Origin of the sequence: Olsenella sp. SW781 (assembly GCF_012027725.1) — a bacterium.
Classification (GTDB): domain Bacteria; phylum Actinomycetota; class Coriobacteriia; order Coriobacteriales; family Atopobiaceae; genus Thermophilibacter.
In genome coordinates this window covers 54,120-78,150 of the sequence record NZ_SJOU01000007.1, presented here as the reverse complement: position 1 = coordinate 78,150, position 24,031 = coordinate 54,120, and the positions used below count along the sequence as shown (strand labels likewise).

Below are 24,031 nucleotides of genomic sequence, written 5' to 3'. Positions count from 1 at the left end.
CACCAAGGGTCCACAAATCGATAAATTCTTCGCGTAAAAAAGTCGTGAAATTTGTGCTTTTCGCTGGTAACGCTTACAATGCTCGCCGCGTGACGGGTCGGGACCCGCACGCGTGAGCAACTGTCTGACCGTTTGGAGCATATATGAGCAAGCTGAGGGGCCGTGCGCTCGAGGACGAGTTCTGCGACATCGTGAGGGAGCTGGGCGGTGACGCGGAGGGTCGCGCCGCCGGCGACGCCTACCTCGAGGCCTCGCACCCGATCGTCGAGCACGACGGCACGTCCACGTGGGCGCTCACGCCCAAGGTCCTCGGCACCGCTGAGATCGAGATCCTGACCGAGGCGGCCGAGACCATGGGCCGCATCCTCGAGAAGGTCACCAAGCGCTACCTCGTCGACCCCGACCTGAGGGCCCTCTTCGGGCTTGACCCCCGTGCCGAGGAGCTGACGCTCATCCCCACGGGCTACGAGCAGATCATCCCCTTCGCCCGTCTTGACGTCCTCTTCAACGAGGAGACCGGCGACTTCACCTTCGCCGGCGTGTCCACCGACAGCGCCGTGGGCACCACCGTCGCCGTCGACGTGACCCGCGCCATCCAGCGCACCGAGTCCTATCGCCGCTTCGCCGAGCGCCACCGCTCGATCGAGACCTTCGACATCTCCGACGGCATGATCGCGGCGCTGCGCGAGACCTACTACTCCTGGGCCAACGCCGATGCTGGCACCCACCACCCCGAGCGCCCCGTCGTGGGCATCGTCGACTACGCCGAGAGCGCCTCGGAGGGCGAGTTCGCCGACCTCATCGAGCGCATGGCGGACGAGGGCGTCTTCGCGCGCTTCGTTGACATCCGCGACCTGCGCATCGAGGAGGCCGCGGGCACCCGTCGCCTCGTCGACTCCCAGGGCCCCATCGCCTGCGTCTACCGCCGCGCGCTCGTCGGCGAGATGATCGAGAAGCCCTGCGAGGGCGTCGACGCGCTCGTCGAGGCGGCCCGCCGCGGCCTCGCCTGCGTCATCGGCGGCTTCCGCACCTGGCCGGCGTCCGTGAACTCGCTCTTCGCCGTCCTGCACTCCGAGGCCGTCGAGTCCATCCTCGACCCGATCGAGCTCGCCTTCGTGCGCGCCCACGTCCCCGAGGCCCACGTCCTCACGCGCGACAGCGACGTCAACCGCTACCTCTCCGAGCAGGACGACTGGCTCGTCCGCCCCGCGGGCGCCTATCGCGCCCCGGAGGCCGTCGCCGGCGTCGACCGCATGGACCGCGACGAGTGGTGGCGCGTCCTTCTCGCCGCGTGCGAGGAGGGCGCCACGGTCGAGCGCCTCGACCCGGCCTACCGCACGCCCGTCATCGTGGGCGGCGCCACCCCGCGCCCGGACGGCTCCGACCCGGCCGAGCCCGTCGAGGCCAACAACCTCCTCGGCCTCTTCCTCTTCCGCGGCAAGTTCGGCGGCGTCTACGCCCGCTGCGCCTACGAGGGCGTCATGGGCGAGTGGGGCCACCGCCTCGACATGGGCTGCCTCGTCGTCAACGAGTAGGAGGGCTGATATGGCGGAAGGCGAGAACAGGCTCGCGCCCGGGCTCACGGGGCGGCTCTCCGAGGAGGCGGCCACGGCCGTCAGGGAGCGGCTCGCGTCCGGCGAGCTCTCGCCCTTCGCGTGCCGCGACGCCTCCGCCATCCGCCGCGACTCCTGCGAGCGCGACCGCGACACCTGCGTCCGCCCCGCCTTCGTGCGCGACGCCGAGAAGGTCGTGCACCTCCCGGCGTACAACCGCATGGCGGGAAAGACGCAGGTCTTCTCGTTCCGCGCGAACGACGACCTCGCGCGGCGCGGCCTGCACGTGCAGCTCGTGGCCCGCGTGGCGCGCGACATCGGCCGCGCGCTCGGGCTCAACCTCGACCTCATCGAGGCCATCGCGCTCGCGCACGACCTCGGGCACACGCCCTTCGGCCACGCCGGCGAGCGCTTCCTGAACGACGTCTATCACGCCCGCACGGGGCGCTGGTTCTTCCACAACGTCCAGAGCGTCCGCGTGGTCGACGTGCTCGCCGGGCGCAACGTGAGCCTGCAGACCCTCGACGGCGCCCTCTGCCACAACGGCGAGTTCGAGCAGCAGGTCTTCGAGACGAGCGGCCTCGCGGAGTTCGACACCTTCGACCGCGTGGTCGCCTCCTGCTGGGAGTGCGGCGACGAGACCATCTCCCACCTGCGCCCGATGACGCTCGAGGGCTGCGTCGTGCGCGTCTCCGACATCATCGCCTACGTGGGCAAGGACCGCCAGGACGCCATCCGCGCCGGCCTCTGCTCGGAGGACACCTTCGACGACGGCCTCGGCGGCGCCTACAACGCCTGGGCGCTCTCCTCGTTCGTCGCCGACGTCGTGGAGCACAGCGTGGGCCGCGACCGCATCGAGATGAGCCCGGAGGGCTTTGCCGAGATGCGTCGCGCCAAGCGCGAGAACTACGAGAAGATCTACGGCGCGGGCGAGGTCAACGGAGACTTCTCCGCCGAGGTGCGCGAGCTCTTCTCGGCGCTCTACGAGCACGAGCTCGCGGCCCTTGCGGCCGGCGACGAGTCCGCGGCGGTCTTCGCGCACCACGTGGCACCCACCGAGCGCCGCCTCGCGCACTACGGCCGCACCTACGACTGGGAGTCCGACCCCGACCAGACCGTCGTGGACTTCATCTCCTCGATGACCGACGACTACTTCATCGCCACCTGCGAGGCGCTCTTCCCCCACGCGGCCGAGCTCTTCCCGCAGCGCGGGTACTTCTCGGCCGGCGTCCGCGCGTAGCCTGGCAGAGTCGCCGGGGCGCTCTGTCAGGTCGGGCGCAGCGCCCTCCCTCAACGCGAGAGTGAAACAATACAGACTGTTATAATGTCCCGCTCGGAGCCGGACAGGGGAGGATGCATGGCGCTCGCGAGAAGGACCAAGAGGATTGTGGCCGCGGTGGCGGGTGCGCTCGTCGCGCTCGCGCTTATCGGCCTGGGCTTCGTGGGGAACTTCCTCGTGGACTTCGCGCTCAACCCGCACGCGGAGGTCTCGATGGCCCGCTCGATGGGCTCCGGCAAGGTGGACGGGCTCGAGGGGCACCGGGAGGCGAAGGCCGACGACGCCTACGCCGATCAGGCCGCGGCGTGGTTCGACGCCACGCGCGAGAGCGTCTCCCACCAGGCCGAGGACGGCACGGTCCTTCTCGGTTGGCGGCTCGACGGCGATGACGGAGCCGCGTACTCCGACGGGCACGCCTGGGCCGTGGTCTGCCACGGCTACGTGGGCGAGCCCGCCGACATGGCGAAGTACGCCTACCACTTCGCGCAGATGGGGATGAGCGTGCTCATGCCGGCGGCGCGCGGGCACGAGCGCAACGTCGACACGGGCCTCATCCAGATGGGCTGGCAGGACGCGCACGACCTTATCGGCTGGATCGAGGACATCGTCGCCGCCGACCCCGAGGCCCGCATCATGCTCTTCGGCGCCTCCATGGGCGGCTTCGAGGTCATGGCCGCCTCCGGGCTGGACGGCCTCCCCGAGAGCGTGCGCCTGATCGTGGAGGACTGCGGGTACACGAGCGTGTGGGACGAGTTCGTGGTCCAGCTCGACAACGTCTTCGGCCTGCCGAGCTTCCCGATCCTGAACGTGGCGGACGCGGCGTGCCTGCTTCGCGCGGGCTACACCTTCGAGACCGCCTCGGCGGTGGAGAGCCTTCGCCAGGCGAGCGTCCCCATGCTCTTCATCCACGGCGACGAGGACGACTTCGTGCCCTTCTCGATGCTCGACGAGTGCTACGAGGCATGCGCGAGCGAGCAGAAGGAGAAGCTCGTCGTCCCCGGCGCCGGCCACGGCCTCTCCGCGAGCACCGACCCCGAGCTCTACTGGTCCACGGTTGACGCCTTCGTGAGGAAGCACCTGTCCTAGACGCGCCTCACGCGTTCTGATTGCCAAAGGTCCACCGCGCGGTTTTAACGCGTGGATACGACCACGGCCGCAGCTCGCGGTCAGTTTCCTGTCAGTTTGGAGTAACATTATTGGTTTTAGTATACAAACTATAACAATAAATAAGATACAAAATACGCTAGTATAGGACTTCACGGTAAAGTCCGCGCGCGGGTGGCGCTCCGGGATGGGTCCACAGACCCGGAAGGGAGGTTGCCCATGGAACAGTTCTTTGAGCTGCTTCAGCACATACTGAGTGCCGTCTCAACGGCGCTCCTCGTGGCCGAGCGCGCGCTCGGCATTCGCGACCGGTATAGGCGATGGCGGATGGAACGCGAGAAGAGGGATAGGGGCTAGTTGCAGCTAGCCCCTTAACCGAATCACAGCGCCGCCCGTAGAGGCATTTACACGACGGGCTTTGCCGTGTACGGCAAGTATACCCAATTCCACCATATCGCGGGCGTGGTCGGCGGCCCCGCGCGCGATGGCGTACAATCGTTCCCATGGATACCTTGTTCACGCGCGTCGAGACCGCGCGCAAAAACGACAACGCCCCGCTCGCCGCGCGCATGCGGCCCGCCACGCTCGACGGCTATGTCGGCCAGGCGCAGGCCGTGGGCCCGGGCTCGTGGCTCCGGCGCGCCATCGAGCACGACACGCTCTCCTCGGTCATCCTGTACGGCCCCGCCGGCACGGGCAAGACCACGCTCGCGCGCATCATCGCCAACTCCACGCACGCGGAGTTCGTCGAGGTCAGCGCCATCACGGGAACGGTGAAGGATCTCCGGCGCGAGATCGAGGCGGCCGAGTCCCGGTTGCTCACGCTCGGCCGGCGCACCATCCTCTTCGTGGACGAGATCCACCGCTTCAACCGCAGCCAGCAGGACGCGCTGCTGCATGCCGTCGAGGACCGCATCGTGGTCCTCGTGGGCGCCACCACGGAGAACCCCTACTTCGAGGTCAACTCGGCCCTGATTAGCCGCAGCCGCGTCGTGGAGCTCACCGCGCTCGACGACGCGTCGGTCCGCGAGCTCGTGCGCCGCGCCGTGGCGGCCCCGGAGGGCCTGGCCGGGCGCTTCGAGCTCTCGCCCGAGGCGGAGGACGAGATCGTGACGCTGGCCGGCGGCGACGGCCGGGCGGCCCTCACCTCGCTCGAGCTCGCCTCCCAGATGGTGGACGCCCCGGGGGACGGCGCCGCCGCGGGCGAGAAGGGCGGCCCCGCCCCGCTCGTCATCACGCGCGAGCACGTCGTCGAGGCCAACCCCCGCCGTGGCCTGCCCTACGACAAGTCCGGCGACATGCACTACGACGTCATCTCCGCCTTCATCAAGTCCATGCGCGGCAGCGACCCCGACGCCGTCCTCTACTGGCTCGCCCGCATGCTCGACGCGGGGGAGGACCCCAAGTTCATCGCCCGGCGCATCATGATCTGCGCCTCGGAGGACATCGGCAACGCCGACCCGCAGGCCCTGCTCGTGGCGCACGCCGCCTTCCGGGCCACCGAGGTCATCGGCATGCCCGAGTGCCGCATCAACCTGGCCCAGGCGGCCACCTACCTCGCCCTCGCGCCCAAGTCCAACGCCGCGGAGGCGGGCATCGACGCCGCGCTCGAGGAGGTCCGCCGGGGTCCCCGCCGCGAGGTCCCGAGCCACCTGCGCGACCGGCACCGCCCCGGCTCCGACGAGTACGGCCCCTACCTCTACCCGCACAACTACCCGGGCGGCTGGGTCCCCCAGCGCTACCTGCCCGAGGGGCTCGAGCGCGGGTGCTTCTACCAGGCGAGCCCGCGCGGCTGGGAGGCCTGGCGGCAGGAGGCGATCGGCAGGGATGTCGCGGACGCCGAGAAGAGCGGGCATGACGCCGGCTCACTTGGGTAGAATGAGGGTTCGGGGCATCATCTCCCCGAGACGGACGCTCTAAGGAGGGCGCTATGGACTACCTGCAAATCGCTCTGCTCGTGCTGGTCGTCGTCGGGGTGTGGGCCGTCGTCGAGATCGCCCTCACCGTGCGCAGCGCCCGCCGCGACATCGAGAAGGTCACCACCTCGGCCAACGACCTCATCGAGCAGGTCCAGCCGGTCGTGGCCAAGCTCGACGGCGTGGTCGACGAGCTCGAGCCCGCCGCCAAGCACATGGCCCCGCTCGCCGAGAGCGCCGAGACCACCATCGCCGCGGCCAACGTCTCCGTGGAGCGCCTGAACGGCATCCTGGCGGACGTCTCCGCCGTCTCCGGGACCGCCTCGAGCGTCACCGGCGCGGTCAACCGCGTCGCCGAGAGCGCCGCCTCGGGGGTGGCGAGCGTCATGTCCCGGATCACCGGGTCCGGTCCCGCCGAGCACGCCGCCCAGCTCGAAGAGGCCCCCGAGTCCGAGCGCGCCGAGCGCCCGGACCGCGCCCCCGTCCGCTACGTCGACTACGGCGAGGTGTCCGCCGCCGACGCCCCCGCCGCCGAGGACACCGAGCAGGAGTAGTGATGACCGAGAAGAACGTGCGCCTCTGCGTCCCCGCGGAGGCCGGATTTGCCCGCTCCGTCCGCATGACGGCCTCGACCCTGGCCGTCTGCTGCGACATGAGCGTCGACGACGTGGAGGACGTGCGCATGGTCGCGGAGGAGGGCTTCGTCTACGCGTGCGCGACGTCCCCGGACGCCGTCGACGTGTCCTTCTCGCTTGCGCCGGACGCCGTGACCATGGACTTCTCGCTTGGCGAGGAGGAGCCCGACGACGAGTCGATAGACCTCGTCGAGGTGCTGCTCTCCGCCGTGTGCGACGTGTTCTCGGTCTCTGAGGACGGGCGCGTCCTGCACCTCGTCAAGCGGGCGGGGGACGCCCATGGAGAGTAGGGACCTCTCCGGGCGACGTGGCGCCCGGGCGGGGTCGCGCGCGGGCCGCGCCGCCTGGGACAAGGACCGCACCCGCGAGCTCTTCCGCCGCTACAAGCAGGAGGGGGACGCCGAGGCGCGCGACCAGCTCATCGTGAGCCACCTCAACCTCGTCCGCTTCCTCGCGTCCAAGTTCAAGAACCGCGGCGAGTCCCTCGAGGACCTCGTCCAGGTGGGCACGATCGGCCTCATCAAGGCGATTGACCGCTTCGACCCGGAGCGCGGCCTGGAGTTCACGACCTACGCCACGCCCACGATCATGGGCGAGATCAAGCGCCACTTCCGCGACAAGGGCTGGTCGGTGCGCGTCCCGCGCCGCCTGCAGGAGCTTTCCGCCAAGGTCAACCAGGCCACCGACGAGCTCGTCAACCAGCTGCAGCGCAGCCCCTCGGTGGCCGAGATCGCCGACTACCTGGGCGCCTCGGTCGACGAGGTGCTCGAGGCGATGGAGTCCTCGAGCGCCTACAGCTCGGTGCCGCTCGAGGGCGGCGGGTCCTCCGACGACGAGGAGGCCCCCTCGGTCATCGACCACTACGCGACCGAGGACGCCGACCTCGCCGCCACCGACGACCGCATCGTGCTCGAGCAGGCCGTCGCCGACTTCTCCCCGCGCGAGCGGGAGGTCGTCAAGATGCGCTTCGAGGACGGGCTCACCCAGGTGGAGATCGCGGAGCGCCTGGGCGTCTCGCAGGTCCAGGTCTCGCGCCTCCTGCGCCGCACGCTGCGCCGCATTCAGGACAAGATCGACCCGGAGGGCCGGCTGGCCTGATCTGCCTAGTTGCCTATTTGGGGACAGGCCCCTTTTAGGCAAGTTTGCAGGGATGAAAACTTGCCTAAAAGGGGCCTGTCCCCAAATAGGCAAATAGGCACCCGAACGGGCAACGGGAGGAGAGACATGGATCAGAGGGCGGCGCGGGTGCGCCTTGCCTGCCTCAGGGTGTGGACTGTCGTGGGGGCGATCCTCGTGGCGGCCGTCGTGCTCATGGTGCTGGGGCGCCTCTCGAGCGTGCTTCTGTTCCTCGCGACGGGCTGCCTCATCGCGTACGTGGCCTCGCCGCTCGTCAACTGGCTCGCGCGTCATCGCGTGCCGCGCGGCGTCGCCTCGATCCTGGGCGTCATCGTGGTCGCCCTCGCGGTGGTGCTGCTCTTCTCGCTCATCATCCCGCTGTTCTTCGCCCAGATGACCGACCTGCTGCGCGACCTGCCGGCCCGCATCTCCGAGATGGGGTCGTGGCTCGCCGACCTCGAGCGCCAGCACGACATCCTCAAGCAGATCGGCGAGTACGTGGACACGGGCTCGCTCATCAGCTCACTCCAGAGCATCCTCTCGGGCCTCGTCTCCGCGCTGCTCGGCGCCATCAGCAACGGGCTCGTCCCCGCCGTGAGCAACATCGCGTCGGCGGTCTTCACCGTGTTTCTCGGCCTCGTCTTCGCGTTCTGGCTCGTCTGCGACTACCCGCGCATCAACGACGAGATTTGCCTCGTGCTCGGACCCCGCCGCTCGGAGAACTACCGCGTCACGCTCGCCGTCGTCTCGCGCTCCGTGGGCGGCTACCTGCGCTCCACCCTCATCGACTCCATCATCCAGGGCAGCCTCGCGTGCGTGGGCTTCATGCTCGCCGGCCACCCCTATGCGGGGCTCATGGGCGTGCTCTCCGGCGTGCTGAACTTCATCCCGGTGGTCGGCCCGTCGATTTCGGCGATCGTGGCCACCGGCGTGGCGCTCTTCTACAGCCCCGTCATGGCGTTCTGGACGATGATCGCGGCCATGGTGGCGCAAAACGTCACGGACAACCTCATCGTGCCGCGCATCAACCAGTCCACGATGCAGATTCACCCCGTGCTGTCGCTGCTCGCCATCATGATCGGCTCGGCGCTCCTGGGGCCGCTCGGCATGGTCGTGGCCATACCGCTCTGCGCCATCGCCAAGGGGCTCTTTGTCTTCTACTTCGAGACGCGCACGGGCGAGCAGATCGTGTCCTACGACGGCGCGCTCTTCAAGGGCACGCCCTTCCACGACGCCTCCGGCAACCCCGTCCCCGCGAGCGACGCCCTCGGCGAGGAGCGCTTCGCCGAGTCCGAGATCCTTCCGGCGACGCGCGAGCACGAGTCCGCCACGGCCGCCCCGCGCCCCAAGCACCCGGTCGAGCGCCTCGTCGAGCGCCTTCGCGAGGGCGAGAAGGGCGAGAAGTAGGGGAGCCCCCGTCCTTCTCGCGCCCTTCTCGCCTCACCGCCCCCCCCGGTGCCGCGCGGCGCCCAGCTGAAAAACCCGGCGATTGCGTGACGTACCACGCGGAAGGGCTGCTCGCGCTATACTGACAAGGTTGTATGCGCACCAGGACCCGACCGCAGGGGAGCGATATGAGCACCGCCGACTACAAGACCATGACCACCGCCGAGATCCGCGAGGACTTCCTCCGGTTCTTCGAGAGCAAGGGCTGCAAGCTGTATCCCTCGTCGTCGCTTGTGCCCGACGACCCGTCGCTCTTGCTCACCAACGCGGGCATGAACCAGTTCAAGGAGTACTACCAGGGCATCAAGACCATGCCCGAGATCGGCGCCTGCTCCTGCCAGAAGTGCCTGCGCACCAACGACATCGAGAACATCGGCGACGCCACGCACCTCTCGTTCTTCGAGATGCTCGGCAACTTCTCCTTCGGCGGCTACTCCAAGGCCGACGCCATCGCCTGGGCCTACGACTTCATCACGAGCCCCGAGCACCTGGGCCTTCCGCCCGAGCGCCTCTACATGACGGTCTTCGAGAACGACGACGAGGCCATCGAGCTCTGGCACGAGCAGGGCGTCCCCTACGACCACATCTCGCGCCTCGGCGAGAAGGACAACTTCTGGGCCGCCGGCCCCACCGGCCCCTGCGGCCCGTGCTCGGAGATCTACTTCGACCAGGGCGAGGAGTTCGGCTGCGGCGGCCCCGATTGCGGCCCCGGCTGCGACGACTGCGACCGCTTCCTCGAGTTCTGGAACCTCGTCTTCACGCAGTACGACCGCCAGGAGGACGGCTCGCTCCCCGAGCTCCCGCACCGCAACATCGACACCGGCATGGGCCTCGAGCGCATCGCCGCCATCATGCAGCACAAGGGCACCAACTACGACGGCGACCTGCTGAGCACGCTCATCGGCGTGGGCGAGCGCCTCTCCGGGCACGCCTACGGCACCGACGCCGCGCGCGACCGCAGCCTGCGCATCGTGGCCGACCACGCCCGCGCCGTCACGTTCATGATCGGCGACGGCATCCTGCCGGGCAACGAGGGCAGGAGCTACGTGCTGCGGCGCCTCCTGCGCCGCGCGGTCTACCACGGCCGCCTCGCGGGCATCAAGGGCGCGTTCCTCGGCTCCTACGTCGAGGAGATCTGCCGCCTCATGGGCGACAACTACCCCGCCATCGTGGAGAGCCGCTCGCTCATCGACGGTATCGTCGCGGCCGAGGAGGAGCGCTTCGGCGCCACGCTCGACGCCGGCGAGGAGCTGCTCGCGGGCGAGCTCGAGCGCCTCGCCGAGGGCGCCACGCTTCCCGGCGACGTGGCCTTCAAGCTGCACGACACCTACGGGTTCCCCATCGACCTCACGCGCGAGATCTGCGCCGCCTCCGGCCATGACGTGGACATGGACGCCTTTGACGCCTGCATGACCGAGCAGCGCGAGCGCGCCCGCGCCAACGCCAACCGCGACGCCTGGGGCACCTTCAACGACGTCTGGACCGCGCTCTCCGACCGCCTGGCCGACACCGAGTTCTGCGGCTATGACAAGAACGAGGCCACCGCGCGCGTGCTCGCCATCGTGGCGGACGGCGTCGAGGCCGAGCGCGCCGAGGCGGGCCAGGAGGTCGAGGTCGTCCTCGACGTCACGCCGTTCTACGCCGAGATGGGCGGCCAGGTGGGCGACACCGGCTCCATCACGACGGCCGCCGGCGCGCGCCTGCGCGTCACCGACACCAAGGTCAAGAACGGCCTCTACGCTCACGCCGTCGAGGTCGAGGAGGGCGCGCTCTCCGTGGGTGACGAGGTCACGGCCTCGATCGACGCGGGCCGCCGCGAGCTCATCCGACGCAACCACACCGCTACGCACCTGCTCGACGCGGCGCTCAAGAAGGTCCTGGGCGACCACGTCTCCCAGGCCGGCTCGCTCGTTGCGCCCGACCGCCTGCGCTTCGACTTCACCCACTTCGAGGCCATGACTGCCGACCAGCTCGCCCGCGTGGAGGGCATGGTCAACGCACAGATCTTCGCCGCCGAGCCCATCGTCACCCGCGTCATGGGCATCGAGGAGGCCAAGGCCTCCGGCGCCGTCGCCCTCTTCGGCGAGAAGTACGGCGATGTGGTGCGCGTCGTCTCCACCGGCGAGTCCGAGGCGCCCTTCTCGCGCGAGCTCTGCGGCGGCACGCACGCGCGCAACACCGCCGACCTCGGCCTCTTCAAGATCGTCTCCGAGGGGTCCGTCGGCTCCAACGCCCGCCGCATCGAGGCCGTGACCTCGATGGGCGCCATCGAGTACGTCGACGAGCGCCTGCTCGCCCTCGACGACGTGGCCCGCGAGCTCAAGTGCCGCCCGGACGCCGTCGCCGAGCGCGTGGCCGCGCTCGAGCACGAGCTGCGCGAGACCAGGAAGGCCCTCGAGGCCGCGACGACCGGCGCCGGCGCCTCGAAGGTCGCCGACGCCTACAAGGCCGCCGTCCAGCTCGACGGCTACAAGGCCGTGGTCGCCCGCATTGACGGCCTCACCGGCAAGGAGATGCGCTCCGCCTGGGACGGCATCCGCGACGCCGCGAACGGCGAGGCCGTGGCCTGCGTCATCGCCTCCGCCACGCCCGACGGCAAGGTCGCCCTTCTCGCCGGCGGCACGGACGGCGCGGTCTCCGCCGGCTTTGCCGCGGGCGCCATCATCAAGGACATCGCCGGCCTCGTGGGCGGCCGCGGCGGCGGGCGCCCCAACATGGCGCAGGCCGGCGGCTCCGACGCCTCCGGCATCGACGCCGCGCTCGACGCCGCGCGCGCCGCGCTCGGGATCTAGCGGCCGTGAGGGTCCTCGCGCTCGACATCGGCGAGGTCCGCGTCGGCGTCGCCGTGAGCGACCCTGCCGGCCGCGTGGCCTCGCCGGTCTGCGTCCTTCCCGCGCAGGAGGTGCTCGCGCACGCGGTCACCTTCCGGCGCGTGCTCGAGGACTGGGAGCCCGAGCTTCTCGTCTGCGGCAGGCCGATGACGCTCGCGGGCGAGGAGGGCCCCCAGGCGGCGCGCGTGCGGGAGCAGGCCGAGCGAATCGCGACGGCGTGCGGTCTTCCGCTGGAGTTTGAGGACGAACGTTTGTCCTCAGCCGAGGCTAAGCGTATCCTGAGGGAACAGGGGCTCAGCGAGCGTGCCATGCGCGGCAAGGTCGACATGGTGGCCGCGAGCCTGTTTCTGCAAGCCTGGCTCGACGCCAGACATAACTGAGAGGGCACGATGGCAACACCCACCAACCCGACCCCGCGGCATGGCGGGTCTCACTTCGGAACGAGCAACCGGGCGCAGGTGCCCCAGTCCGCTCCCGCGTCGCAGCCCGTGAGCCGGCAGCGCAGGCCGCGCGCCCAGGCGGGCGTCCCGTCCCAGGGTGCGACGGCGCCGCGCGCCGCCCTCTCGGGCACGCGCGTCTCGAGCCGCACCGCCGCCGCCACCCGACGCGCCGGCAGCCACAACGTACACCACGGCGGCAGGAGCCGCCGCAGGAGCAGGGCGCCCTTCATCGTTCTGGGCCTCGTGGCCGTGGCGGCCGTGCTCGCGGTGGTCTTCGTGATCCTGCCGAGCCTCGGCTCGCAGGAGACCCGGGGCGAGTCCCAGGCCGTCGCCGAGGGCACCGTCGTCTCCGTGAGCGTCCCCGAGGGCTCGGGCGCCTCCGTCGTGGCCGACCTGCTCTACGACGCCGGCCTTATCTCCAACAAGAGCGAGTTCCTCAACCAGGCGCGCCAGATGAACGCCGAGCAGAGCATCAAGAGCGGCAGCTACTCCTTCACCGCCGGCTCCGACCTCCCCTCGATCATCAACCAGCTGACGACCGGCCCCAACGCCGAGATCTCGCTCACCATCCCCGAGGGCTACACGCTCGCGCGCATCGCGGCGGCGGTCCAGGAGGTGCTGCCCATCACGTCCGACGAGTTCCTCGCCCAGGCCAAGGCCTCGAACTACGTCGCCGACTACTCGTTCCTCGAGGGCGTGGAGAACGACTCGCTCGAGGGATTCCTCTTCCCCAAGACCTACAGCTTCTCCAGCACCGAGGTCACGGCCGACGAGGTCATCCGCACGATGCTCGACCAGTTCGAGACCGAGCTCGCCACGCTCGACCTGAGCTACCCCACCTCCGACGGCCTCTCGGTGGCGCAGATGGTCAACCTCGCCTCCATCGTCGAGAAGGAGTCCACGCCGAGCACGCGCGCCCAGGTCGCCTCCGTCTTCTACAACCGCCTGGACAACATGGGCGACCCCAACTACGGCTTCCTGCAGTCAGACGCCACGACCGCCTACTCGGTGGGCCACGACCCCTCCGCCGAGGAGGTCCACGACGAGTCTGACCCCTACAGCACCTACGCCCACCAGGGCCTGCCGCCGACCCCGATCTGCAGCCCGGGCCTCGAGTCGCTGCAGGCGGTCTGCTCGCCCGACATGGACTACATCAACGAGGGCTACTTCTACTTCTTCTTCTGGACCAATGACGCCGGGGAGACCGAGTACGCCTTCAGCAGGACCTACGACGAGCACCTGCAGGCCATTGCCAACAACTCGTAGGGCGCGTCCGATGGGTCTGTTCCGCGCCTGGCGCTACGTGGCGTCGCTCCCCCTCGTCGACGTGGGGGAGCTTGCCGAGAAGAACGTGCGGCTCGTCCTGCTCGACCGCGACAACACCTGCGTGCCGCGCGACGCCTCCTCGGCGCCGCCCGAGGTCGTGGCCTGGCTCGACGCTGCCCGCGCGGCGGGGATCGGGCTCTGCCTCGTCTCCAACAACTTCCACTCGAGCCAGGTGGGCCGCACGGCCCGCGAGCTCGGCGTCGAGGTGGTCGACCACGCCATGAAGCCGGCGCCCTTCGCCCTGCGTCGCGCGATGCGGCTCATGGGCGCCTCGCCCGAGGAGACCGTGATGATCGGCGACCAGGTGTTCACCGACGTCGCCGCCGGCAACCTCGCCGGCGTCCGCACCGTCCTTGTGCGCCCGCAGTCGCGCAGCGACCTCTGGTACACGCACGTCTTCCGCATCTTCGAGCGACTCGCCCTGCGCGGCGTCACCTTCGAGGGGGAGTGACGCCGGTCACGCTGCCGACACTCAGTTCCGGATTTGCGCACTTGCCCGTACCCGGTTCCCGCTCTGCGTGCCAACCACGACGCCGGCCCGCACTCAGTTCCGCATTTGAGCGCCGACCCGGAGCCGGAGGGCACTCAGTTCCGGATTTGCGTGCCGCACCGTACTCAGTTCCGCATCTGAGTGCGCGTGCTCGTCAGGAAACCTGGCGGGCGTCTCGCGGCTCCTGCTAGAATCGAGGGCGGCACGTTATGCAAGGGAGGTTCGGTGCTGGCACAGGGTGGGGGATACGTCGTTCACGAGGGTTGCGACCACATCTTCTTCGTCGGGTTTCTCGGCGCGGGCAAGTCGACCCTCGCCCGCAACCTCGGCGCGCTCTTCCACCGCCCGTACGTCGACACCGACCGTCTCGTCGAGCGCAGGCTCGGCAGGTCGGTCGCGGAAATCTTCGATCAGGAGGGCGAGGAGGCGTTCCGTGACGCGGAGACCACCGAGCTGCGTCGGCTCGCGGGCAGGAAGTCGCTGCTCGTGAGCTGCGGCGGAGGCATCGTCGAGCGGCAGGAGAACTGCTCGCTCATGCGCGAGATGGGGGTCGTCGTGTACCTTGACGGCGACCTCGCCGACTCGCTCAGGCAGATTCGCTGCCCCGAGCGCCGTCCGGACCTCGGCTCGGCCGAGCATGCCGAGCTGGTGTATCGCCACCGCCGGCCGCTCTACGAGGCCGCGGCGGACGTCACCATCGACATCAGGAACAGGACCTTCGAGCAGGTCGCCCATGCCGCGGCGCAGCTGCTCTGGGAGAGGGGGCTCTTATGAGCGAGAACCAGGCCGCAGCGGCGGAGACGCCCGAGGCCGCAGCGGCGGAGACGCCCGAGGCCGAGGCCGCAGCCGCGCCCGAGGCCGCGGAGGCGGCGCCTGAGATTCGCCGTCAGCGCCAGTGGGTGACGCTGCGCGGGGGCTCGATGGACGTGCGAGGGGGCCTCGGCATCTCATCGAGCGTCGCGCACGACCTGCGCTCGGTCGTCGGGAAGCCCCACTCCTGCGCGCTCGTCAGCGAGCCGGGCGCGCCGGCGGCCCTCCTCGAGGGGCTCCACCGCGACCTCTCCGACGAGGGCTTCTCGGTGCGACGGCTCGAGATGCCCGCCGGAGCGTGCGACCTCGCGCGCGTGCAGGCGCTCGACGCCCTTCTCGCCGAGGAGCGCATCACCTCCGACGACCTTGTCGTCGCCGTGGGCGGCTACGAGGCGCTCTCCGTGGCGTCCTTCGCGTGCTCGTCGTGGTGCGGGGGCACGTCGCTCGCCGAGGTCCCGCTCGACGCCGCGAGCGCCATCGTCGCCGGGGCGACGCCCCGCGCGCTCGACCTGCCCGGCCTCCCGCGCATGGTGACCCAGGACGGCTCGGCGCGCTTCTCCATCGTCGACATCGGCCTCTTCGACCTCGACCCCGCCGGCGAGCCCGCCCGCCTCTCCTTCGCCCTCATGGCGCAGACGGCGACGTGCGACTCGAACAAGGCCTTCGAGCGGCTGTGGGACGCCACGGACGACCTCGTCGCAGGGGATGTGGCCGCAACGCTCACGCAGCTCCTCGACTCGGTCAAGAGCCGGGGCAGGGTCGTCTCGTCCACGGCGGTCTCCACCCGCCAGTCCATCGCGTACGCGATGGACCTCGCCCGCCCGCTGCGCGCCCTCCTCGGCCCCGAGGTTCCCGGCTCGACCCTGATCGCGGACGGGATGCGCTTCGCCGCGCGCCTCTCCGCCGCGCAGGACCAGCTCTCGATCGACGACATGTTCACGCAGGACGAGCTGCTCGAGCGCCTCGGGCTCGGCACCGTCGAGGCGCCCGTGGACCCGGACGCCCTTCTCGCCGCCATGCGCGAGGAGCGCTACCGCCGCACCAACCGCTTCATGCTCGCGCTGCCCCGCTCGCTCGGTCGGGTGCGCCTCTCCATGGTGCCCGACGACCTTCTCGCCGAGCACGTGGCCGCCTGGTGCGCCTCGCGTCCCGTCTGACGGCCCCGGGGCGCGCCCGCGCTCCTCTCGGCACCTCCCGCCGCGCCCCGCGCGGCACGAACGACAACACGTAAGGAGAAGAACATGGCAGACAGCACGGCATGCGCCGCACGCGTGGAGCGCCTCCGCTCCCTCATGGCGGAGCGCGGCTACGACGCGGTCATCCTGCGCAACAACCCCGACCTGCGCTGGCTCACCGGGGCCGAGCGCACCTTCGACGACGAGGTGGCCCACACGGCCGTCGTCACCGCAGGGCGCCTCTGGCTCCACACGGACTCCCGCTACTACAACACGTTCCGCGAGCGGCTCGGGGAGGGGTGCGCGTGGGAGATCGACCAGAAGGCCGTCGCCCCCGCCGCCTGGGCCGCCGCGCGCGTCGTCGAGGCCCGCGCCCGGGTCGTGGCCGTGGAGGACACCTGCGACCTCGCGTTCTTCGACGCGTTCAACGCCGCCTGCGCAGCCGCGTCCGTCGCCTGCCTCACCCCGCGCCTGCACGGCGACATCTGCGACCTCAGGATGGTGAAGGACGCCGAGGAGGTCGAGCTCATGCGCCGCGCGCAGCGGGTGACCGACGCCGCCTTCGACCACATCTGCGGCTTCATCCATGCCGGCCAGACCGAGCAGGAGATTCGCGTCGAGCTCGAGAACTACATGCTCAGCCACGGCGCCGACGCGCTCTCCTTCGGCACGATCATCGCCGCGGGCGCAAACGGCGCGAACCCGCACGCGCAGCCGGGCCCCTACGTCGTCCAGCGCGGCGACCTCATCGTGATGGACTACGGCGCGGCCACCTGCGACTACCATTCCGACATGACACGCACCGTGTGCGTGGGGGAGCCCTCCGACGAGCAGCGCCGCGTCTACGACGTCGTGCGTCGCGCCCACGAGGCCTGCGCCGCCGCCGTCCACGCGGGCGTGATCGGCCGCGACGTCCACCAGGTGGCCGTCGACGTCATCTCCGAGGCGGGCTATGGCGAGTTCTTCGGCCACGGCCTCGGCCACGGGGTGGGCCTCCAGATCCACGAGCGCCCCAACTTCAACCGCCTCTGGGACCGCCCGGTACCCGCGGGCTCGGTCGTGACCATCGAGCCGGGCATCTACCTGCCCGGGCGCTTTGGCATCCGCCTCGAGGACTTCGGCCTCGTGACCGAGGGCGGCTTCGAGCCCTTCACCCAGTCCACCCACGACCTCGTCGTGGTCGGCTAGCCGCCGAGAAGAACCTGCCCTTGGGACGCCTATTGGGGCGCCTATTGGGGGACAGGCCCCTTTTAGGCAAGTCTTTGAAAGACTTGCCTAAAAGGGGCCTGTCCCCCAATAGGCGTCGGCCTACGAGCCATCCCTCGCGTTAGCCGAGGAAATGTCAACGAAACATCTTCACGGCATGCACACAAGTTGCTAGAATATGGACGGTACGTGGAGCAACGGGGGAGAAACTGTGCAGGGGGGAACCCGATGCTGCACGCACTGTCCGTTCGGTAAGAGTCCGCGTTTGGGAAAAGGAGGTAAGCGGTGGTTAGCATTGTTCTAGCCAGTCACGGCTCGTTCGCCGAGGGCATCAAGATGTCCGGCCAGATGATCTTCGGCCCTCAGGAGAACGTCGCCGCCGTGACGCTCACGCCCGACATGGGGCCAGATGACCTCAGGGCGAAGATCCTCGAAGCTGTCTCCGGCTTCGACGACCAGGATCAGGTCCTGTTCCTGGTCGACCTCCAGGGCGGCACGCCCTGGAACCAGGTCTCCCTGCTCCTCGAGGAGCACCCGACCTGGGTCGCCGTCGGCGGGATGAACCTGCCGATGCTCATCTCGGCCTACGGCGAGCGCATGGGCGCCGAGACCGCCGCGGACGTCGCCAAGGCCATCTATCCCGAGGCCAAGGCCGGCGTCTGCATCAAGCCCGAGGAGCTCGCCCCCGCGGAGGCCGCGCCCGCGGCCGCTGCCGCCCCGGCGTCCGCCCCGACCGGAGCCATCCCCGAGGGCACCGTCCTCGGCGACGGGCACATCAAGTTCGTCATGTGCCGCGTCGACACCCGCCTGCTCCACGGCCAGGTTGCCACCACGTGGACCAAGCAGACCAACCCCGACCGCATCATCGTCGTCTCCGACGGCGTCGCCCACGACGAGCTGCGCAAGACGATGATCCAGCAGGCCGCGCCTCCGGGAGTCAAGGCCCACGTCATCCCGATCAAGAAGATGATCGAGGTCGCCAAGGACCCGCGCTTCGGCGCCACCAAGGCGATGCTGCTCTTCGAGAACCCGCAGGACCTTCTCGCGTGCGTCGAGGGAGGCGTGGACATCAAGGAGGTCAACCTCGGCTCGATGGCCCACTCCGTCGGCAAGGTCGTCGTCACCCAGGCCATCGCCATGGACCAGAACGACTACGACACCATCGAGAAGCTCGCTGCCAAGGGCATCAAGTTCGACGTCCGCAAGGTCCCGGCGGACTCGCCCGAGAACTTCGACAGCATGATGAACAAGGCCAAGTCCGAGCTGGCCGCACAGGCATAAGAAGGAGGGAAACATGTCGGTATTCACAATCATTCTGATTGTCATCGTTGCCTTCCTCGCCGGCATGGAAGGCGTCCTTGACCAGTGGCAGTTCCACCAGCCGCTCGTGGCCTGCACGCTCATCGGTCTGGTGAGCGGCCACCTCGAGGCTGGCATCATCCTCGGCGGCACCCTGCAGATGATGGCCCTCGGCTGGGCCAACGTCGGCGCCGCCGTCGCCCCTGACGCGGCCCTCGCGTCGGTGGCCTCCGCCATCCTCATGGTCATCGCCATCAACGGCGGCTCCGACCAGGCCACGGCCATCTCCACGGCCATCGCCGTCGCCGTGCCGCTGTCCGTGGCCGGCCTGTTCCTGACGATGATCGTCCGTACCCTCGCCATCCCCGTCGTCCACATCCAGGACGGCGCCGCCGCGCAGGGCAACTTCGCCGCCATCGAGATCTGGCAGATCATCGCCATCTGCATGCAGGGCGTCCGCATCGCCATCCCGGCCGCGGCCCTCTGCTTCATCCCCTCAGACGCCGTCATGGGCGCCCTCAACATGATGCCCGCCTGGCTCAACGAGGGCATGACGATCGGCGGCGGCATGGTCGCCGCGGTCGGCTACGCCATGGTCATCAACATGATGGCGACCAACGAGGTCTGGCCGTTCTTCGCGCTCGGCTTCTGCCTCGCCGCCATCTCCCAGCTCACCCTCATCGCCCTCGGCGTCATCGGCGTCTCCCTGGCCCTCATCTACCTGGGCCTCAAGGACGTCGCCAAGTCCGGTGCCGGCGCCGTCGGCTCGGGCGACCCGCTCGGCGACATCCTGGACGACTACGAGTAGGAAGGGAGGAGAGTACACATGGCAGAGAACAAGATCAAGCTGTCCCAGAAGGACCGCATCTCCGTCTGGTGGCGCCACCAGTTCCTCCAGGGCTCCTGGAACTACGAGCGCATGCAGAACGGCGGCTGGTGCTACTCCATGATCCCGGCCATCAAGAAGCTCTACACCAACAAGGATGACCAGGTCGCGGCGCTCAAGCGCCACATGGAGTTCTACAACACGCACCCGTACGTGTCGTCCCCCGTCATCGGCGTCACGCTCGCCCTCGAGGAGGACCGCGCCAACGGCGCGCCCGTCGACGACACCGCCATCCAGGGCGTGAAGGTCGGCATGATGGGCCCGCTCGCCGGCGTCGGCGACCCCGTCTTCTGGTTTACCGCCCGCCCGCTGCTCGGCGCCCTCGGCGCCTCGCTCGCGATGGGCGGCTCCATCCTCGGCCCGATCCTCTTCTTCGTGGTGTGGAACATCATGCGCCTGGCGTTCATGTGGTACACCCAGGAGTTCGGCTACCAGCTCGGCACCTCCATCACCAAGGACCTCTCCGGCGGCCTGATGGGCAAGATCACCGAGGGCGCCTCCATCCTCGGCATGTTCGTCATCGGCGGCCTCGTCCAGCGCTGGGTGTCCATCTCCTTCGCGCCGACGGTCTCCACCGTCACGCAGTCCGAGGGCGCCTACATCGACTGGACGGCCATCCAGGCCACGGCCGACTCCTCGGGCGTTGCCCAGGCCATTCACGACGCCCTGAGCAGCTTCAGCTCGCTCGGCGCCACCGGCCTCGAGGTCGAGAAGGTCACCACGCTCCAGGCCAACCTCGACAGCCTCATCCCCGGCCTCGCCGCCGTGGGCGTGACGCTGCTGTGCTGCTGGCTCCTCAAGAAGAAGGTCTCCCCGATCGCCATCATCATCGGCATGTTCGCCATCGGCATCGTGGGTCACCTCATCGGCCTGCTCTAAGCCTCAGGCCCAGGCCCGACTTCTCGGGGCCGCGTCCCGCAGGAAGTGTCACAATGACCTTCCGGGGCGCGGCCCCGCTCTTGTACCACCGAGAGGAGCTTCCACGATGGCCCAGTCTCAGAACACCAAGGTCGAGCTCACGACGCCCGCGTCGTCCTTCTCGGGTCTCTCCTCCTATGGCAACGTCATGGTGGGGGACCGCGCGTTCGAGTACTACAACGAGAAGAACGTCGAGGACTACATCCAGATCCCCTGGGACCAGATCGACCACGTGGCCGCCTCGGTGATGTTCGGCGGCCGGCTCATCCCGCGCTTCGCGATCTTCACCAAGCAGAACGGCCACTACGCGTTCTCCACGCGCAACAACCACGCCACGCTGCGCGCCATCCGCGACCACGTGGGCAACGAGAAGGTCGTGCGCTCGCTCAACTTCTTCGACGTCGTCTCGGCGGGCGTGCGCGGCCTCTGGCGTCGCATCACCCGCCGCGGCTGAGGTGCGCCACTGTGCCACTGGCGTCAGGTTTGTTTGGCACGCCCCATGTGCGTGCCAAACAAACCTGACGCCAGTGGCACAGTGGCGCACGCCTGACGCCGGTGGCATTTTGATGGCCGCGCCGCGCGCGTGATAGAATACAGTGCCGTATGTACGCGCCCCGCAGGGGCATAGAGGGAAAAGAGCACACGTGGCAACCATCAGCACCGCAGACTTCAAGAACGGCATGGGCCTCAAGATCAACGACAAGTACTACACGATCGTCGAGTTCCAGCACGTCAAGCCCGGCAAGGGCGGCGCCTTCGTCCGCTACAAGATCCGCGACCTCAAGAGCGGCCGCGTGATCGACCAGACCTGCAACGCCGGCACCAAGTTCGAGAACGTGCAGCTCATCACCAAGGAGATGCAGTACCTCTACAACGACGGCGACACCTACTACTTCATGGACAACGAGACCTACGAGCAGGTCGAGCTGCCCACCGACTTCATCGGCGACAACGCCAAGTGGTTCAAGGAGAACGACAACGCCCAGCTCCTCTACGCCGACACCGAGCTTCTCGGCGTTGAGCCCCCGATGTTCATCGAGGCCGAGATCACCGAGACCGACCCCGGCTTCAAGGGCGACACCGTCCAGGGCGGCACCAAGCCCGCCACCATCGAGACCGGCGCCGTGATTCAGGTCCCGATGTACCTCAACCAGGGCGAGCGCATCAAGGTGGACACCCGCACCGGCAAGTTCGTGAGCCGCGTGTAGCCGTCTGTCGCAGCGTGACCGCGACGGCCGACGCCTCAGGGCGCCGGCCGTTTTTTCATGCGCCGTCCTCCCGCGTTTGCACGAGCAAACTCGGGTGAGATGGAGGCCGCCCGAAAAGCAAACATAGGCTTTGATCTGCAAAAATGCAGGTTCTTCTCGCTTCGGGCCCCTCTGAGCCCGTGACGTTTGCACGAGCAAACGCGAGAGGGGGCGACCCCGAGATTCCACTTGCCAGATTGCTTTATTACGCTAAAGTATTCCCGGACGCGGACGAGAGGGGAGCGGGATGGCCGAGCGGGGCGCAGGGAACGTCGAGAAGAACGAGGTGGCGCGGCTCCTCTCCGCGCTCTGCTCGCTTTCGACGCCCGAGGAGGCGCGCGCGTTTCTCGCGGACCTCTGCACCGCGCGCGAGATAGACGACCTCTCCCAGCGGCTCGAGGTCGCGTCGATGCTCTCAGCCGGCGCCTCCTATGTCGACGTCTCGCATGCGACCGGCGCCTCGTCGACGACGGTCTCGCGCGTCTCCAAGTGCCTCAACGGCCCCGCGGGCGGCTACCGGATGGTCCTCGCCCGCATCGGCGACGGTGCGTGACCGCTTTTCCGTCCACGCCCTGCGGTACGATTTCAGGCGAGAAGAACCGTCGCGTCGTGAGGATCGCATGTCGCTGCATGTCGTGAGAACAACCGAGGAGGCCCTCGTCGGCGCCGCCGTCGAGAGGGCGCTGAGAGGGGCGCTCGCGGAGCGCGGGCGCGCGGCGCTGCTCGTCCCGAGCTTCGCCCAGGCGCTCGACGCGCAGCGCTCGCTCGCGGGGCGCGGGCTCGCTCTCGGCGTCACCGTCACCACCCCCTCCGCCTGGGCCCAGGAGCGCTGGGAGGTCTGGGGGGACGGTCGCCGCGTCGTCGACGCCGTCTCGCGCGAGGTCCTCTGCTCGCGCGTCCTCGCTCGCGCGGCCGATCTGCCGGGCGGCTCCCCGCGTCCGTCCCCGGGCACCTCCGCGCTCCTCGCACGCCTCGCTCGGCGCGGCCTTCCCTGGATGCTCGACGCCGATGCCGCCGAGGGGGCGAGCGCGGCGGAGCGCGCGCTCGTGGGCCTGCTCGGAGCCTACCGGGCGGAGCTCGCCGCCGCGGGCCTCGTCGAGGAGTGCGAGGTCATGGCGGGCCTCGCCGACCTGCTCCATGACGCGGGGGCGGCGGTGCCCCCGGTGGTCGTCGCCGGGTTCTCCGAGATGCCCCGCGCCGCGCGCGAGCTTGTCGCCGGGCTCGCGGCGCGAGGGGCGGTGACGCTCGTGTCCCTGGAGGCCGCCAGCCCGGCGCTCGCCGGGCGCGAGGCGCTCGCGGCCGAGCTCGCCCGCCTCGCGGGGGAGCGCGGCGCCGACGTCTCCGAGTCCCGCGCGACGGCCATGGCCGGGCCGGTCGCGCGCGAGGGGGAGCTCGACGCCCTTCTCGCCTCGCTCTTCCGGGCCGACGCGGGCCCGTGCCGGCCGGGGGGCGCCGTGCGCGTGCTGCTGCCCGCCGGCCCGTCGGCGCGCGCCGAGCTCGTGGCCCGCGAGGTCGGGCGCCTCGCGCGGGAGGGCACGTCCGAGGTGGCCGTCGTGGCGCCCGACCCCGCCGCCGCGTGGCGCGACCTCTCGGGCCGCCTCTGCGCCCGGGGCGTCTCGGTGCGGGCGCAGCTCTCCGTCCCCGTTACCAGGACCGAGTGCGGCCGCGCCTACCTCGAGCTCGTCCGCTCGGTCGCGCGCCTGTCCGAGCTCGCCGCCTCCTGGCCCGCGCCCACGCCGGTCGAGGGCGGCGTGCGCGTGGCGCTCGCCGACATGTCCTGGTGGCCGCCGCGCGAGCTCTCGGACTTCCTCCTCTCGGAGGTCTCCCACGTCGACGCCTCCCGCGCCCGCGCGCTCGACGCCTCCTGGCGCTCCAACCGCCTGCTCGCGCCCGCCGCGCTGCTCGACCAGCTCTCGTCCGAGCGGGACGTCTCGCCGCAGGTCGCCGCCGCCACGCGCGAGCTCACGCGCGGCAGGCTCGGCTCCGCGGCGTCCAAGCTCCTCTCGTCGTACGTGCAGGGGGCGGACGACGCCTCGCCTCTGGCCCCCGAGGCGTCGTCCGTGCTCTCGGCCGTCCTGGGCGCCGCCAAGTGCCTGAAGGAGCTCGGGCTCACCGCCGACCCCGCGGAGCCGGGCGCCGTCCCCCTCGCGGAGCTCGTCTCCGTCGCCGAGGCCGCGCTCGAGGCCCAGCCCGCCACGATGCGCCTCGAGCGGGCGGTCCCAGGCGCGTCCTGCGTGGCTCGGGTCATGTCCCCGTCCGCCGCGGCGTCGCTCGCGCCCGGCTCCGTCGACGCGCTGGTCCTTCTCGGCCAGACCTCCACGGAGTCCGCGATACCCGTCGCCGACGACGTCGCC

General features: G+C 69.7%; 23 protein-coding genes. 22 read left to right on the top strand and 1 reads right to left on the bottom strand.

Features of this window, described 5'->3' with window-relative positions:
- Nucleotides 1–143: 143 nt before the first annotated feature.
- From E0L17_RS05740 to E0L17_RS05635, 22 genes are all read left to right on the top strand, one after another.
- A complete protein-coding gene (locus E0L17_RS05740; RefSeq protein ID WP_167930296.1) occupies nt 144–1,535 on the top strand; it encodes a hypothetical protein in 1,392 nt (463 codons plus the stop codon).
- Between the two features lie 10 nt (nt 1,536–1,545).
- The gene (locus tag E0L17_RS05735; RefSeq protein WP_167930295.1) at nt 1,546–2,793 is read left to right on the top strand and encodes a deoxyguanosinetriphosphate triphosphohydrolase family protein; all 1,248 of its coding nucleotides are present in this window, start codon (nt 1,546–1,548) and stop codon (nt 2,791–2,793) included.
- Between the two features lie 117 nt (nt 2,794–2,910).
- A complete protein-coding gene (locus tag E0L17_RS05730) occupies nt 2,911–3,918 on the top strand; it encodes an alpha/beta hydrolase (RefSeq protein ID WP_167930294.1) in 1,008 nt (335 codons plus the stop codon).
- Between the two features lie 237 nt (nt 3,919–4,155).
- Nucleotides 4,156–4,293: a hypothetical protein gene (locus E0L17_RS05725; RefSeq protein WP_167930293.1), complete on the top strand. Its 138-nt coding sequence runs from the start codon at nt 4,156–4,158 to the stop codon at nt 4,291–4,293.
- 146 nt (nt 4,294–4,439) lie between these two features.
- Nucleotides 4,440–5,813, top strand: coding sequence for a replication-associated recombination protein A (locus tag E0L17_RS05720; protein ID WP_167930292.1), 1,374 nt, complete (start codon nt 4,440–4,442; stop codon nt 5,811–5,813).
- 53 nt (nt 5,814–5,866) lie between these two features.
- Nucleotides 5,867–6,406 carry a hypothetical protein gene (locus tag E0L17_RS05715; protein WP_167930291.1) on the top strand — a complete coding sequence of 180 codons (540 nt, stop codon included), beginning with the start codon at nt 5,867–5,869 and terminating at the stop codon, nt 6,404–6,406.
- A 2-nt stretch (nt 6,407–6,408) separates the two neighbouring features.
- Complete coding sequence (locus tag E0L17_RS05710; RefSeq protein ID WP_167930290.1) at nt 6,409–6,777, top strand: ATP-binding protein; 369 nt, start codon at nt 6,409–6,411, stop codon at nt 6,775–6,777.
- Entirely contained in the window at nt 6,767–7,585 is an 819-nt protein-coding gene (locus E0L17_RS05705) for a SigB/SigF/SigG family RNA polymerase sigma factor (protein ID WP_167930289.1), read from the top strand. Before E0L17_RS05710 ends, E0L17_RS05705 begins: the two co-directional genes overlap by 11 nt.
- Before the next feature lie 126 nt (nt 7,586–7,711).
- Nucleotides 7,712–9,010, top strand: a complete 1,299-nt coding sequence (locus E0L17_RS05700) for an AI-2E family transporter (protein ID WP_167930288.1) — start codon at nt 7,712–7,714, stop codon at nt 9,008–9,010.
- A gap of 167 nt (nt 9,011–9,177) precedes the next feature.
- The gene (gene alaS, locus E0L17_RS05695) at nt 9,178–11,841 is read left to right on the top strand and encodes an alanine--tRNA ligase (RefSeq protein WP_167930287.1); all 2,664 of its coding nucleotides are present in this window, start codon (nt 9,178–9,180) and stop codon (nt 11,839–11,841) included.
- A 5-nt stretch (nt 11,842–11,846) separates the two neighbouring features.
- The gene (ruvX, locus tag E0L17_RS05690; RefSeq protein WP_167930286.1) at nt 11,847–12,260 is read left to right on the top strand and encodes a Holliday junction resolvase RuvX; all 414 of its coding nucleotides are present in this window, start codon (nt 11,847–11,849) and stop codon (nt 12,258–12,260) included.
- 78 nt (nt 12,261–12,338) lie between these two features.
- The gene (mltG, locus tag E0L17_RS05685) at nt 12,339–13,586 is read left to right on the top strand and encodes an endolytic transglycosylase MltG (protein ID WP_167930285.1); all 1,248 of its coding nucleotides are present in this window, start codon (nt 12,339–12,341) and stop codon (nt 13,584–13,586) included.
- A 10-nt stretch (nt 13,587–13,596) separates the two neighbouring features.
- Nucleotides 13,597–14,097 carry a YqeG family HAD IIIA-type phosphatase gene (locus tag E0L17_RS05680; protein WP_167930284.1) on the top strand — a complete coding sequence of 167 codons (501 nt, stop codon included), beginning with the start codon at nt 13,597–13,599 and terminating at the stop codon, nt 14,095–14,097.
- 267 nt (nt 14,098–14,364) lie between these two features.
- Entirely contained in the window at nt 14,365–14,910 is a 546-nt protein-coding gene (locus tag E0L17_RS05675; protein ID WP_167930354.1) for a shikimate kinase, read from the top strand.
- Nucleotides 14,907–16,103 carry a 3-dehydroquinate synthase gene (locus tag E0L17_RS05670; protein WP_167930283.1) on the top strand — a complete coding sequence of 399 codons (1,197 nt, stop codon included), beginning with the start codon at nt 14,907–14,909 and terminating at the stop codon, nt 16,101–16,103. Before E0L17_RS05675 ends, E0L17_RS05670 begins: the two co-directional genes overlap by 4 nt.
- An 84-nt stretch (nt 16,104–16,187) precedes the next feature.
- Nucleotides 16,188–17,309, top strand: a complete 1,122-nt coding sequence (locus tag E0L17_RS05665) for a M24 family metallopeptidase (RefSeq protein ID WP_167930282.1) — start codon at nt 16,188–16,190, stop codon at nt 17,307–17,309.
- Between the two features lie 303 nt (nt 17,310–17,612).
- Nucleotides 17,613–18,608, top strand: a complete 996-nt coding sequence (locus E0L17_RS05660) for a PTS sugar transporter subunit IIB (RefSeq protein WP_167930281.1) — start codon at nt 17,613–17,615, stop codon at nt 18,606–18,608.
- A 13-nt stretch (nt 18,609–18,621) separates the two neighbouring features.
- A complete protein-coding gene (locus E0L17_RS05655; RefSeq protein ID WP_167930280.1) occupies nt 18,622–19,434 on the top strand; it encodes a PTS mannose/fructose/sorbose transporter subunit IIC in 813 nt (270 codons plus the stop codon).
- 18 nt (nt 19,435–19,452) lie between these two features.
- Nucleotides 19,453–20,391, top strand: a complete 939-nt coding sequence (locus tag E0L17_RS05650) for a PTS system mannose/fructose/sorbose family transporter subunit IID (protein ID WP_167930279.1) — start codon at nt 19,453–19,455, stop codon at nt 20,389–20,391.
- A gap of 106 nt (nt 20,392–20,497) precedes the next feature.
- Complete coding sequence (locus E0L17_RS05645; RefSeq protein ID WP_167930278.1) at nt 20,498–20,884, top strand: DUF956 family protein; 387 nt, start codon at nt 20,498–20,500, stop codon at nt 20,882–20,884.
- Between the two features lie 190 nt (nt 20,885–21,074).
- Nucleotides 21,075–21,638: an elongation factor P gene (efp, locus tag E0L17_RS05640; protein ID WP_167930277.1), complete on the top strand. Its 564-nt coding sequence runs from the start codon at nt 21,075–21,077 to the stop codon at nt 21,636–21,638.
- 286 nt (nt 21,639–21,924) lie between these two features.
- Entirely contained in the window at nt 21,925–22,230 is a 306-nt protein-coding gene (locus tag E0L17_RS05635) for a YerC/YecD family TrpR-related protein (protein WP_167930276.1), read from the top strand.
- Here the strand turns inward: E0L17_RS05635 and E0L17_RS05630 are convergent.
- On the bottom strand, nt 22,172–23,506 hold the full coding sequence (locus E0L17_RS05630; RefSeq protein WP_167930275.1) for a hypothetical protein: 1,335 nt from the start codon (nt 23,504–23,506) through the stop codon (nt 22,172–22,174). The genes E0L17_RS05635 and E0L17_RS05630 overlap by 59 nt on opposite strands.
- Nucleotides 23,507–24,031: the final 525 nt, after the last annotated feature.